Here is a 12,577-nt window from a genome sequence, read left to right on the forward strand (position 1 = left end):
CACCACCGGGAGAGAACATGAACACCAGCACCACCCTGGGGGCCAAGGCCCTCGCCACCGTCGCCCTGCTCGCAGTGACCCTCGCGCCGACTGCCGTCACCGGCTCGGCCGCAGGGGCAGCGAGCAGCGAGCGGTCCGCCGCGCCGCGCACCGAGCTCACCTTCACCGTCGACGACTGCGAGGGCTGCGAGCTGCAGCTGACCAGCGCGCTCGGCACCCTCGCCGAGGCCGACGCGGGTGAGGTCGACATCTGGAGCTCGAAGACCCGCACCGTCCGGGACGGCTCGGTGACGTTCGACGTCCCGACCCGACGCACGTGGGGGATGTCGGTCGCCGTCCGGGCGCCGTGGGAGGGCTTCACCGGCTACCGCACGACCGTGGCCTGGCGCTACAACGGCAACCGGCAGGGAGACCCCGTCACCCTCGAGCAGGCCGTGACGAAGAAGCGCGCCTCCGCCTGCTGGGAGGGCGTGCGCAGCCGTGAGGCGACCGTCCCCCTCGTCGTCGAGAAGGTCCGGGTCGAGGGCGTGAAGAAGCAGGTCAACGGCAGCATCGCGTTCGTGCCGGTCACCCAGAGCTGGCTGCGTCCGATGCGTGAGGTCTGGGACGGCGTGCTGGGCTCGCAGGACGTCAACATCTGCCACTGATTGCACTGGCGGATTCGGTGGTCGCGGCGGCCACCGAGTCCTACAGTGACCGGATGGGGCCGGGGCGGCAGGGAACGACAGCAGTTCTCGACTCCCTCGTGCCCGGGACGCACCTCTGCGCGTTCCACCGCGACGACGACGAGCAGACGCGTGTCGCGGCCACCTTCATCGGCCAGGGCCTCTCGGACGGCGACCAGCTGATGTACGTCGGCACCGACGACCAGGTCCACGCCCTGCTCCGTGCGCTGCCGGACGAGGTGGACGCGAGGTCGGCGCTCGCCGTCGGCCAGCTGCTCGTGACGTCGTTCGCCGATGCCTACGGCACGCGCCGGCCCGGCGACCTGACCACCGTCGCCGACGGGTTCCGTGCCGCGGCCGAGCTCAGCCGCACGCGCGGGTTCGCGGGACTGCGGGTCGCGGCCCAGATGGACGGACTCGTCCCGCTCCTCGGCTCGAGCGAGGAGGTCGTGCGCTGGGAGCGGATGTCGACCGGGCTGCAGCGGGAGATCGGCGTCAGCTCGGTCTGCCTGTACGACGCGTCCCGGCTCGACGAGGAGCTGCTCGACCTGCTCGCCGGTGAGCACAGCGGCTTCTCCCCGCAGGTCTCGCCGACCCCGCAGGCCAGGTTCCTGGCCCTCGAGCACCCGTGGGGGTTGCGGATCAGCGGCGAGGTCGACCTCGCCAACCGAGAGCTGCTGCGCCGGATGCTCCTTGCGCGTGGTGCGGTCCTGCCGCAGCTGCACGTCGACCTGACGGGGTTGGCGTTCGCCGACGTGGGCAGCGTGTCGATCCTCCGGTCGGTGGCGGCGGAGCTGCCCGACGACGGCTGGCTCGTCCTCAGCGGTGTGCCTGACGGCGTACGCCGCATCCTCGCCGTCACCGGCCTGGGCCACGAGCGCCTGAGGTTCGCATCGTGACGACGGCGACCGGGGCCACGCACACCAGCGTCTTCTACGACGGCTCGCGGCAGTACGCCGCCGAGGTCGGCGGCTACCTGCGTGACGGGCTCGCGCGGGGACGGCGCGGGTTGGTGATGGCACCGCCGCGGCGGGTGGACGAGCTGCGCGCCACCCTGGGCCGCGACGCCGACGAGGTGACCTTCGTCGAGGACACGATCGCCTACGAGCCGCAGTGGAACGCCTATCGCGTGCTGCGCGACTTCGCCGCCACCGCGGGCGGCGCCCGGTCGTGCGTGGTCGCCGAGCAGCGGCTCGCCGAGCGGATCCCGGCCGAGGTGGTCGACTACGGCCGGCTCGAGGCGGCCGCCGGCGTGGTGTTCGCCGACTTCGACGTCGACCTGCTCTGTCCGTACGACGCGGGCACCCTGCCGCCCCACCTGCTGGACATCGGTCTGCACGCCCACGCGGTGGTGCGGTCGAACGGCGAGAGCCTGCCCAACTCCCGCTTCGAGGATCCGTTCGACGTGCTGGCCGGCTTGTCGGTCGTGTCACCTCCGCCGCCGGAGGCGACCAGCATCGACTGCTCGGCACCGACCGACGTGGCGCAGGCGCGCCGCTTGGTGCGTGCCCGCGGAGCCGAGGCGGGGCTGCGTCCCGACGTGGTCTCGGACATCACGCTGGCCGTCAGCGAGGTGCTGACCAACTCGATCATGCACGGCGAGTCACCGACCCTCCTCCACCTCTACACCGAGGGGGACACCTGGGTCTGCCACGTCCACGACGGTGGCCGCGCGCCGCTGGACCCGCTCGTCGGACTGCTCCCGCCGGCCGAACCGTCGGACCACGGCTACGGCCTGTGGCTGGCCCGGCAGCTGTGCACGGCCGTCGACGTCGGCACCGACCGGTCGGGCACGCACGTCCGGCTGCACATGCGCATGCCGCGGGCCGATCACACTCCGTAGTACGGCGCCTGCAGCGGCCACTCCTCGGCGATCCAGCGCGGCACGAGCTCGTCGAGCGCGGCCTCGACCGGCGAGGCGACGTGCTCGTCGCGGACCCACCACGAGATCACCGCGTCGACGCCGTCGCGGTCGGGCGGGTCGATGTAGACGCAGCCGACGAGCTCCGTCTCGTCGGCGTCGAAGACGGCGTAGTTGAACGACTCGTGCGCGAGCGCCTCGTCCCAGTGTCGTTGCAGGTCCGTGCGGTCCTCCTCGGCGGTCATGGTGGCCGGCGGCCAGCCCCATGTCTCGCCGTAGATCGACCAGAGCCGCTCGCGCGAGCCCATCACCGCGGGCATGTCGAGGTCGGTGTCGTCGGGGTGGATCGGTCGCAGGTGGTGGCCGGTCGACAGCTCGACGCGCGTGGGGTGCTGCCAGTCCGCGGGGAGCCAGGAGGTTTTCTGCCCGTCCGTCATGCATCGACTCTGGCACAGGAGCGGCGATGTCTTTACCCCAATCGGGATGATGCTGGCCGCGAGCGAGCCCACCTAGCGTGGCGAGGGTGGTCGCCCCCCGCGCTCACGACGTATGCCCCTGGAGTTGACGATGTCGCGAGTGCCGATCCGATCCATCGCCGTGCTCGGCCTGATGGCGGTCTCCAGCCTGGTCGTCGTCGCCACGCCCGTCGCCACGCCCGTCGCCCAGGCGGCGACCGTCGACATCACGGTCGACGGCGGTCGCCGGCTCCAGACGATGTCGGCGCTCGGCGCCAACATCAACCCCGGCTCGTGGGACGACGGCAACCTCGAGCCGGCCCTCGACCTGTTGATCGACCAGCAGGGCATGAAGACCTTCCGCGTCGCGATGGACATGATGGACTGGGAGTCGACGAACGACGACGACGATCCCCGGACCTTCAACTGGGACTACTACGACCCGATCTACTCCGGGCGGGTCGACTTCGACACCGACCTCGTCGGCTCCAACTTCGCCGACACCTGGGCCGTCATCGACTACCTGCACCGGAAGGGGATCCCCGACAGCGGCATCGTCCTCAGCTTCATGGGGCCGGGCCCGGAGTGGATGGGCGGCAAGTCGCTCGCGCCCGGTCAGGACGACGAGTTCGTCGAGTCGGTGCTCTCGGCTGCGTGGTGGGGCTACAGCCACGGCCACACGTTCGGCCTGTTCAGCCCCAACAACGAGATGGACATCGACCTCAACGAGGGCGTCACCATCGAGGACAACCGGTACGCCGACATCCTCGACCGCCTCGCCGGGCGGATGGACGACCTGGGCATGGACGGGGTCCAGCTGGTCGGACCGGAGACCTGCTGCAACGTCGACTACGCGAGGTCGATGAAGCGCTACCCGACCCTCATGGCCCGGCTCGGCCACTTCGACTTCCACAACTACGGCGGCAACGACAACGGCGCGGCCGCCGCGTCGGCCGGCGCCGGCAAGGACTTCTGGATCAGTGAGTACGGCGAGTGGGACCACACCTTCGCCTACCTCGAGCAGGGTGCCGCCGGCCTGCTGATGTGGGAGGCCTACGACAGCGTCTACAACCACGCCGTCGTCAACGGCCACGGACGCGAGCCCGGCAACGACTCGCTCAGCTTCGGGATCACGCCGATGCTGGCCTACGACGAGGCCTCGCGCACCTACACGCCGCGCGACGAGTTCTTCTACTTCGGGCAGCTCTTCAAGTGGGTGCCGATCGGCGCGCAGCGCATCTCGGCGGAGTCGACCAACGGTGACGTGACGATCGAGGCGTTCCATGATGCAGCGATCGGCCGCGTCACCCTGGTCGGTCAGAACAGCTCGGACAGCGAGCAGACGCTGTCCATCGCCCTCAACGACGTCACGGCGAGCACGTTGGAGTACTTCCAGACCAACGCCGAGAGTCGTATGGCGCAGGGAGCCGACGTTCCCGTCGGCGCCAACGGTGCCGCGTCCGTGACCGTGCCGGGCGACACCACCTTCACCCTCACCGGGACGGACGGGACGGTCTCCGTGCCACCCCCGTCCCCCACGCCGAGTCCCACGCCGACGCCCACGTCGTCCCCCGATCCGTCGCCGTCGCCGTCGCCGTCGCCGTCGCCGTCGCCGTCGCCGTCGCCGTCGCCGGATCCGTCGCCGTCGCCGAGTCCCACACCGTCGCCCACACCGTCACCTGATCCCGCACCGACGCCGTCGTCCGAGCCGCTCCTCGGCCTCGACACGGTCCAGGGCTTCGCCGACAACGACGCCGCCGGCGAGGCGGAGGCCTTCCAGTTCACGGCGACGGACACCGGCCGGGCCGACACGGTCACGCTGTACGTCGACTCGGGCTCGCGCGCCGACACGCTCGACATCGGCATCTACACCGACGTCGACGGCAACCCGGGCACGCTGCTGGCCTCGGGGCAGCTCGACGACCTCCGACCGGCCTCGTGGAACACCGCCGACCTCGCCTCCGACCTCACGCTCACGCGGGGCACGGCGTACTGGATCGGCGTGCTCGGCACCGGCGGGGCGCTGCACTTCCGCGCCGGCCTCACCGGCCAGTGCTCGCAGTCCAACGCCCGGACCGGGCTCACCGAGCTGCCGACCAGCTGGCGGACCGGGACGTGGTGGCCGACGTGCCACATGTCGGCGTACGTCTCGGACCCCACCACCGCCGAGCCCGTGGCGGCGACCGGATCGTCGGACTGGCTCAATCCTGGGAGGAGGCCCGGAGCGAATCGATGGTGACGGTGCGCTCGCACAGTCCCATCCGCTTCAGGGCCGGCGTCACCGGGACCACCCACCTCGGGGGAGGCCTTCCGGCCGCGCCGCCGGGCGCCGCTTGCCCGGTGCGTCCCCGCGGCGGGAGGATGGCGCCATGCCGGTGACCAGAGGGTTCGTACGTCGTCGCGCGGATGGTCCGGAGGGACGGCTCCCTCCTGGTCAGTACGACACCGGCAGCGGCTGGCCGGTCCTGACCGCGGAGGCCACCCCGCATGTTGCGCCCGAGACGTGGACGATCACGGTGGACGGGCTGGTGGACCGGCCGACCACCTGGAGCTGGGACGAGGCCCACCAGCTCCCGACCTCGACGTACACCGGGGACATCCACTGCGTGACGACCTGGTCCAAGTTCGACGTCGCCTTCACCGGCGTGAGCGTCGACGCGCTGCTCGAGGCGGCTGGGCCCCGGTCCGAGGCAGCCTTCGTCATGGCCCACTCGAGCACCGGCTACACGACCAACCTCCCGCTGCGCGACGTCACCGGCGGCAAGGCGTGGGTGGTCTGGGAGTACGGCGGCAAGCCGCTCGCGCGCGAGCACGGCGGACCGGTGCGGCTGCTCGTCCCGCACCTGTACTTCTGGAAGTCCGCGAAGTGGATCAGTCGTCTGGAGCTGATGGCCCACGACCAGCCGGGCTTCTGGGAGCGCAACGGATATCACGACCGGGGAGACCCGTGGCTCGAGCAGCGCTACCAGGGCGACTGAGGTCCCGGCGTTGAGCATCGACGACGTCGCACCGACCGCGACCACCTGGACGAGCGGCCGGATCATCACCAAGGAGCTGGTCACCCCGACCACGGTGCGGCTGCGCATGCACGTCGACGACCGGCTGCGGCACTGGCCGGGCCAGCACTACCTGCTCCGGCTGCGTGCGCCCGACGACTACACCGCCCAACGCTCCTACTCGCTCGCCTCCGACGACAGCGACCCGCTGCTCGAGTTCTTCGTCGAGAGGCTGCCGGACGGCGAGGTGTCGGAGTTCCTCGCCGACGTCGCCGAGGTCGGCGACGTGCTCGAGATGCGCGGCCCCATCGGTCGGTGGTTCACCTGGGACGTGCGGACGCCTGCGCTGTGCCTGGTCGGCGGCACCGGCATCGTCCCCGCGATCGCGATGAGTCGCGCCGCCCGACACGCCGGTCGGCCCGACCTGCTGCGGATCCTCGCGGTGGGTCGCAGCCCCGAGGAGCTTCCGTACGGCGACGAGCTGCACCGCTTCGGCGCGACCGTCGCCTACACGCGCCACGCGGTGGACGACCGGCCCGCGGGACCTCCGACCGCTGCGGAGCTCGCGCCCCTGCTGGACGGGATCCAGCGCGCCTACGTCTGCGGGTCCTCGCGCTTCGCGGGCCTCGCGGAGGCACTGCTCATGGAGTGCGGGATGCCCGCTGACTCGATCCGCGTCGAGCAGTTCGGGGCCACCGGCTGATCTTGCGTTCGGCGGCTTGCACGACAGGCAGGATGGTGGGGTGACACCACCACCCAAGACCTGCGCCTCGTGCGGGCGACGGATCGAGTGGCGCAAGAAGTGGGAGCGCGACTGGGACGACGTGCGCTACTGCTCGACCGCGTGCCGGCGGCGCGGAGTGACGCCCGTCGACCGGGCCCTCGAGGACGCGCTCCACACGCTGGTGGCAGCTGCCGGCGCCCGAGCCGTCGACGTGGCCGAGGCCGCGGACACCGTTGCGGCAGCGACCGGTCGGCCTCGGCAGGAGCTGGACGAACCGGCCCGACGGGCGGCCCGGCGCCTGGTGTCTCGCGGCGAGGTCAGCATCGTCCAGAAGGGCAGGGTCGTGGACCCCTCCACGGCCAAGGGCCCGATCAGCGTGCGCAGGACCAGGTAAGGGCCGGACCTACTCGCTCACGCGGCCGGCGCGCCAGAAGTCCAGGTGCTCCGCCGCGTCCACCACCTCCGGGTTCGTGGTGCTGTCGAGACGGGGGTCGTGGGCCGCGGCGACGAGGGCGTCGACGTCGACGGGCAGGTCCGCGGTGCGCGGGTCCTCCGTCAGCAGGGCGCCGTACAACGCGACCTGCACCGTCGTCTCGCCCTTCACCACGGTGACCTGCACGTGGCCCGGGTCCTCGCCCGGGTCGAACAGCGACCAGACCATCGTGCTGCCGCCGTCGAGGTCGACGCAGCTGTCCTGGTGGGACGTGGGACAACGCGCCAGGTCCTCGTGCAGGAACCCGGTGCCGACCAGCACCTGCACCTCGGTCCCGGTCGCACCGCGAGGCGGGTCCGGCATCGGGTAGACCAGCGTCGTCCTGGCGAGCTCGCCCGTGAACTCCGAGGCCATGCCGTAGGCCTCGCCGACGGCGTAGGACGGTTCGCCGACGTGCTCGGCCGCGACCATCGCCAGGGTCCGGTCGGTGATCGCGACACCGGCCGGGGCGCTGCAGCCGGTGAGGGGCAGCAGGGCAGAGACGCCGACCAGCCCGAGGACCCCGCGAATGGACATGCCTCCATCGTGCCCCCTCGACCCGCAGCGGCCCTGTCGGTCGAGCGCGCCGGTCCCTACGCTGCGATGGATCCGGACGAGGGAGCCACGATGAGCGACGAGACGCCGACGATCTATGAGTGGGCCGGGGAGCGGGCGGGCTTCGAGCGCTCACTCGACGCGTTCTACGACCTGGTCGAGGACGACGGGCTGCTCGCGCCCGTGTTCGAGGGACAGGTCAGCGAGCAGCACCGCCGCGACGTCGTGACGTGGTGGTGCGAGGTGATGGGCGGTCCGGCCGACTACACCGAGGTGCTGGGTGGCTACGAGCACATGCTCTCCAAGCACCGCGGACTCCACATCACCGCCGAGCAGCGGCTGCGGTTCGTCACCCTGCTCTCGCAGGCCGCCGACCTCGCCGGGCTCCCCGACGACCCCGAGTTCCGCGCGGCGATCATGGGCTACGCCGAGTGGGGAACGCGGCTGGCGGCGTACAACTCCTCCGACGCGACCGACATCGTCGAGCACGCGCCCGTCCCGCGCTGGGGCTGGGGCGTCGCTCCGCCGTACCAGCCCTGAGCCCACCTACAGCGCCGCCACCAGCTCGGTCGCCTGCTTGATCGCGCGCTTCGCGTCGAGCTCCGCGGCGACATCGGCGCCGCCGATCAGGTGGCCGCCGACCTCGTCGTAGAGGTCGCGCACGCTCTCCTGTCCGGCGCAGATCACGACGTCGTCGCACTCGATCAGTCGCGGCTCACCGTCGACGGTGATGTGCAGCCCCTGGTCGGAGATCCGGTCGTACGTCGCACCGCGCACCTGCACCACGCCCGACTGCTTGAGGACGGCCCGGTGCGCCCAGCCCGACGTCTTGCCGAGCCCGATGCCGATCGGCGTCTCCTTGCGCTGGACGAGCGTCACCGATCGCACGACCGAGCGGGCCTTCGGCGAGGTGAGCCCGCCCGGGTGCAGGGTCGGGTCGCCGACGCCCCACGCGGAGAACCAGTCCTCGTCGGTGTCCGCGGGGTCGTGGGTGAGGAAGTGGCTGACGTCGACGCCGATGCCGCCGGCCCCGATGACCGCCACCCGCTCGCCGACCTCGACGCGGCCGGCCAGCACGTCGGCGTACGACACGGCGCGCTCGATGCCCTCGATCTCCGGCATCCGGGGCACGACGCCCGTGGCGACGACGACCTCGTCGAAGCCCGCGAGCAGGTCGGCGGTCGCGGCGGTCGAGAGCCGGAGGTCGATGTCGAGCGCGGTGAGGCGTGCCGTGTAGTAGCGCAGGGTCTCGGCGAAGTCCTCCTTGCCCGGGATCTGCATCGCGAGGCGGAACTGTCCGCCGATCTCGGCGGCCTGCTCGAAGAGCGTCACGGCGAAGCCACGCTCGGCGGCCGAGACGGCGGCGGCCAGCCCGGCCGGACCGGCACCGACGACAGCGATGGTCTTCCTCACGCGCGTGGGGGAGAGGACCAGCGTCGTCTCGCGGCACGCGCGCGGGTTGACCAGGCAGGACGCCAGCTGGTTGTCGAAGACGTGGTCGAGGCAGGCCTGGTTGCAGGCGATGCAGGTGTTGATCTGCTCGGCCCGGCCGGCCGCAGCCTTGGCGACGAACGCCGGGTCGGCCAGCAGCGGGCGCGCCATCGAGACGAGGTCGGCCTCGCCGGACGCGAGGATGTCCTCGGCCATCTCGGGGGAGTTGATCCGGTTGGACGCGCAGACCGGCACGGTCGCGACCGCCTTCAGCCGCGCGGTCGCCGAGCGCCAGGCACCGCGCGGGACCTGCGTGATGATCGTGGGGACGCGTGCCTCGTGCCAGCCGATGCCGGTGTTGAAGACGGAGACCCCGGCCTCCTCGAGCCGGCCGGCGAGCTCAGCGACCTCGTCCCAGGTCTGGCCGCCCTCGACGAGGTCGAGCAGGGAGATGCGATAGATGATCGGGAAGCCGTCGCCGACGAGCTCGCGCGAGCGGCGCACGATCTCGACCGGGAAGCGCATCCGCGCCGCCGCGCTGCCGCCCCACTCGTCGTCGCGGTCGTTGGTGCGTGCGGCGAGGAACTGGTTGATGAGGTAGCCCTCGGAGCCCATGATCTCGACGCCGTCGTAGCCCGCCTTCCTGGCCAGGCCGACCGCGTGCGCGAAGTCAGAGGCCGTGCGGTCGACCGCCTTCGTGGAGAGGGCGGCCGGCTTGAACGGCGTGATCGGCGACTTCTTCGACGACGCGCTGACGCTCAGCGGGTGGTAGCCGTAGCGGCCCGCGTGCAGCACCTGCATCGCGATCGCGCCGCCCTCCTCGTGCACGGCATCGGTGATCCGCGTGTGCCGCATCGCCTGCAGCCGGTTGGTCATCTCGGAGGCGAACGGCTTGAGCCAGCCGCGCTTGTTGGGCGCGTAGCCGCCGGTGACGATGAGGCCGACCTCGCCGCGGGCGCGCTCGGCGAAGTAGGCCGCGAGCTTGTCGATGTCCCACGGCTTGTCCTCGAGCCCGGTGTGCATCGAGCCCATCACCACGCGGTTGCGCAGGGTCAGGTCGCCGATGGTCATCGGGGCGAGCAGGTGCGGGTAGGTCGTCACGAGTGGGCCTCCAGGTATTCGTTGAGCCAGCCGATCCAGAACTCCTCCAGGCGGATGCCACCGCGCAGGACGAGGAATCGGTCAAGCGCGGCGAGGTCGCCGGGTACGGGGTAGTCGCGCTTCTCCAGCACGAGGTAGTGCGCCAGCCGCGCCTCGTGGTCGGCGAGGGTCTCGCGCACTCGGTCGAGGAGCACCTGCCTCTCGCCGTACGCCGCTGCGCGCAGCTTCACCGCGAGGTCGCTGCGGAAGGTCTCCATCGGGAGGGGCTCGGCGAGCCAGTCCGCGAGCACGGAGGCGCCGGACTCCGAGACGGAGTAGACCCGCTTGTCGGGGCGGCCGGTCTGGGGGACGGTCTCGACGCTCAGCCAGCCGTCCTTCTCCATCCGGCCGAGCACGCGGTAGATCTGCTGGTGGGTGGCGTGCCAGAAGAAGCCGATCGACTTCTCGAAGCGGCCCGCCAGCTCGAGGCCCGACCCCGGGCGCTCGCTGAGCGCGACGAGGAGCGCGTGTTCGAGGGCCATGGCGGGATGGTGGCAGACCTATGCAACGAGTTGCAAGGGCTAGCGCGCGGAGTGACGCAGCACTCGGCCCCAGCCGATCCCGCCGAGGAGGCCGAGCGCGAGCATCCCGGCCGAGGTGAGGGCCAGGTCGTTCGTGCCCTGGTCGTCCGCGATCCGCACGGTGATCGCGACCACGGCAGCAGACAGCAGGGCGAGCGGGAGCACCACGATGCCCTGCGCGAGGAAGGCGCCGAGACCGGGGATCGCCGCGATCCGCCACCACCCACTGCGACCGCTCGCCAGCGCAGCTCCGACGAGGCCGGTGAGGAGGCCGAGGAGCGTGAACATGGCGGCGATGGCGATCGTCCCGCCCCACGTGAACTCCGGCTCGGAGGCGATCAGCCTCATCCAACCGCGGGCGAGCGCGGCGACCACCACGCCGATCACGGCTCCGACGACGGCGCTTCGGGTCATGGGGAGAGGGCCCGCCTGGGCTCGTGGAGGTTGCCCAACCCGTCACGGTTTCCCCGGCTAAGCGGGGAAACCCAGACTTCATGACCCTTGCTTGCTACATGAAGTTCGCAATTCCCCGCTTAGCCGGGGAAACCAAAACGGCGCCCGGGCACTCGCGACCGTGACAGCAGTGGTGTCATGATCGGCGCATGACGTACGCACTCGGACACGGCACCGGGCCCCTGCGGGGCGTCCGGGTCGTCGAGCTCGCCGCCATCGGCCCGGGACCGCACGCCTGCATGATCCTGGCCGACCTCGGCGCCGACGTGATCCGGATCGACCGGCCGGGTGGCGCGATGTTCGGCAGCGGCCGCTTCGACGTGCTCAACCGCGGGCGGCCCAGCGTCGCGCTGGACCTCAAGCAGGAGAGCGCCGTCGCCACCGTGCTCGACCTCGTCGAGGGTGCCGACGTGCTGGTCGAGGGACTGCGTCCCGGAGCCACCGAACGGCTCGGCCTCGGGCCCGACGCCTGCCTCGCCCGCAACCCGCGGCTCGTCTACGGCCGCATGACCGGGTGGGGCCAGGACGGTCCGTGGAGCCGGGCGGCGGGCCACGACATGAACTACATCGCCATCACCGGTGCGCTCCACTCGTCAGGCCAGGACCCCGCGCGACCGCACTTCCCGACCAACCTGCTCGGGGACTTCGGCGGCGGATCGACGTACCTCGTGATCGGCGTCCTCGCCGCCCTGATCGAGGCGAGGACCAGCGGCACGGGCCAGGTCGTCGACGCCGCGATCGTCGACGGCACCGCCCACCTCAACGCGATGGCCGCCACCTTCGCCGGTCTCGGCCTGGCCAGCGGCGCGCGGCGCAGCGGCCTGCTCGACGGCGGCACGCCGTGGTACGACGTCTACGAGACCGCCGACCGCAAGCACGTCAGCGTCGGGGCGCTGGAGCCGCAGTTCTACGCCGACCTCGTCGCGCGGCTCGGGCTCGACCTCCCCGACCGCGACGACCCCGCCAACGCAGGAGCCATCCGTACGGCGCTCACGGAGCGCTTCAAGGAGCGGACGCAGGCCGAGTGGGCGGAGGTCTTCGACGGCACCGACGCCTGCGTCGCGCCGATCCTTCCGCTCGCCGAGGCCTACGCCCACCCGCACCTCGCCGCCCGCGGCACCTTCGTGGAGAGCGCCGGCCTCACCCAGCCCGCGCCCGCGCCGCGCTTCTCCCGCACCGCGAGCACGATCCAGATGCCGCCCGACGAGCCCGGCGCCCACACCCGCGAGGCCCTGGCCGCCTGGGGCGTGGCCGGGGACGACGTCGACCGGCTGCTCGAGTCCGGCGCGGCGGTGCAGGCCTGA

14 protein-coding genes are annotated in these 12,577 nt (G+C 71.7%); 9 read left to right on the plus strand and 5 right to left on the minus strand.

The annotated features are described in order from the left end of the window. Positions 1–17: 17 nt before the first annotated feature. Genes C7S10_RS09785 through C7S10_RS09795 form a run of 3 tightly spaced genes read left to right on the plus strand, consistent with a single transcriptional unit; the run spans position 18 to position 2,508 of the window. On the plus strand, positions 18–647 hold the full coding sequence (locus tag C7S10_RS09785; protein ID WP_108344245.1) for a hypothetical protein: 630 nt from the start codon (positions 18–20) through the stop codon (positions 645–647). Between the two features lie 53 nt (positions 648–700). Then, entirely contained in the window at positions 701–1,564 is an 864-nt protein-coding gene (locus C7S10_RS09790; RefSeq protein WP_133176478.1) for an MEDS domain-containing protein, read from the plus strand. Continuing rightward, positions 1,561–2,508 (plus strand): anti-sigma factor RsbA family regulatory protein, encoded by a 948-nt coding sequence (locus C7S10_RS09795; RefSeq protein ID WP_108344247.1) that lies wholly within the window; start codon positions 1,561–1,563, stop codon positions 2,506–2,508. Before C7S10_RS09790 ends, C7S10_RS09795 begins: the two co-directional genes overlap by 4 nt. Here the strand turns inward: C7S10_RS09795 and C7S10_RS09800 are convergent. Then, entirely contained in the window at positions 2,496–2,963 is a 468-nt protein-coding gene (locus C7S10_RS09800) for a GNAT family N-acetyltransferase (protein ID WP_108344248.1), read from the minus strand. The two genes, C7S10_RS09795 and C7S10_RS09800, sit on opposite strands and share 13 nt — an antisense overlap. A 139-nt stretch (positions 2,964–3,102) precedes the next feature. Between C7S10_RS09800 and C7S10_RS09805 the strand changes: the two genes are divergently transcribed. From C7S10_RS09805 to C7S10_RS09820, 4 genes are all read left to right on the plus strand, one after another. Beyond that, positions 3,103–5,220 (plus strand): hypothetical protein, encoded by a 2,118-nt coding sequence (locus C7S10_RS09805; RefSeq protein ID WP_108344249.1) that lies wholly within the window; start codon positions 3,103–3,105, stop codon positions 5,218–5,220. Between the two features lie 130 nt (positions 5,221–5,350). After that, the gene (locus C7S10_RS09810; RefSeq protein ID WP_108344250.1) at positions 5,351–5,959 is read left to right on the plus strand and encodes a sulfite oxidase-like oxidoreductase; all 609 of its coding nucleotides are present in this window, start codon (positions 5,351–5,353) and stop codon (positions 5,957–5,959) included. 10 nt (positions 5,960–5,969) lie between these two features. After that, positions 5,970–6,680, plus strand: a complete 711-nt coding sequence (locus C7S10_RS09815) for an FAD-binding oxidoreductase (RefSeq protein ID WP_243395297.1) — start codon at positions 5,970–5,972, stop codon at positions 6,678–6,680. Between the two features lie 40 nt (positions 6,681–6,720). Next, positions 6,721–7,095: a DUF2256 and DUF3253 domain-containing protein gene (locus tag C7S10_RS09820; RefSeq protein ID WP_207769319.1), complete on the plus strand. Its 375-nt coding sequence runs from the start codon at positions 6,721–6,723 to the stop codon at positions 7,093–7,095. A 9-nt stretch (positions 7,096–7,104) separates the two neighbouring features. On the opposite strand, the gene C7S10_RS09825 is transcribed toward C7S10_RS09820, so the two are convergent. Further along, positions 7,105–7,710 carry a hypothetical protein gene (locus C7S10_RS09825; protein WP_108344252.1) on the minus strand — a complete coding sequence of 202 codons (606 nt, stop codon included), beginning with the start codon at positions 7,708–7,710 and terminating at the stop codon, positions 7,105–7,107. 90 nt (positions 7,711–7,800) lie between these two features. Between C7S10_RS09825 and C7S10_RS09830 the strand changes: the two genes are divergently transcribed. Continuing rightward, positions 7,801–8,268: a group II truncated hemoglobin gene (locus tag C7S10_RS09830; RefSeq protein ID WP_108344378.1), complete on the plus strand. Its 468-nt coding sequence runs from the start codon at positions 7,801–7,803 to the stop codon at positions 8,266–8,268. 6 nt (positions 8,269–8,274) lie between these two features. Here the strand turns inward: C7S10_RS09830 and C7S10_RS09835 are convergent, their stop codons facing one another. The 3 genes from C7S10_RS09835 to C7S10_RS09845 are packed head-to-tail and all read right to left on the minus strand — an operon-like array spanning position 8,275 to position 11,234. After that, entirely contained in the window at positions 8,275–10,260 is a 1,986-nt protein-coding gene (locus C7S10_RS09835; RefSeq protein ID WP_165807104.1) for an NADPH-dependent 2,4-dienoyl-CoA reductase, read from the minus strand. Beyond that, positions 10,257–10,781, minus strand: a complete 525-nt coding sequence (locus C7S10_RS09840; RefSeq protein ID WP_108344253.1) for a PadR family transcriptional regulator — start codon at positions 10,779–10,781, stop codon at positions 10,257–10,259. Before C7S10_RS09840 ends, C7S10_RS09835 begins: the two co-directional genes overlap by 4 nt. Positions 10,782–10,820: 39 nt before the next feature. Continuing rightward, positions 10,821–11,234 carry a hypothetical protein gene (locus C7S10_RS09845; RefSeq protein WP_108344254.1) on the minus strand — a complete coding sequence of 138 codons (414 nt, stop codon included), beginning with the start codon at positions 11,232–11,234 and terminating at the stop codon, positions 10,821–10,823. Between the two features lie 188 nt (positions 11,235–11,422). On the opposite strand from C7S10_RS09845, the gene C7S10_RS09850 reads away from it, so the two are divergent. Next, positions 11,423–12,577, plus strand: coding sequence for a CaiB/BaiF CoA transferase family protein (locus C7S10_RS09850; protein ID WP_108344255.1), 1,155 nt, complete (start codon positions 11,423–11,425; stop codon positions 12,575–12,577).

The organism is Nocardioides currus, from assembly GCF_003057875.1.
Classification (GTDB): domain Bacteria; phylum Actinomycetota; class Actinomycetes; order Propionibacteriales; family Nocardioidaceae; genus Nocardioides; species Nocardioides currus.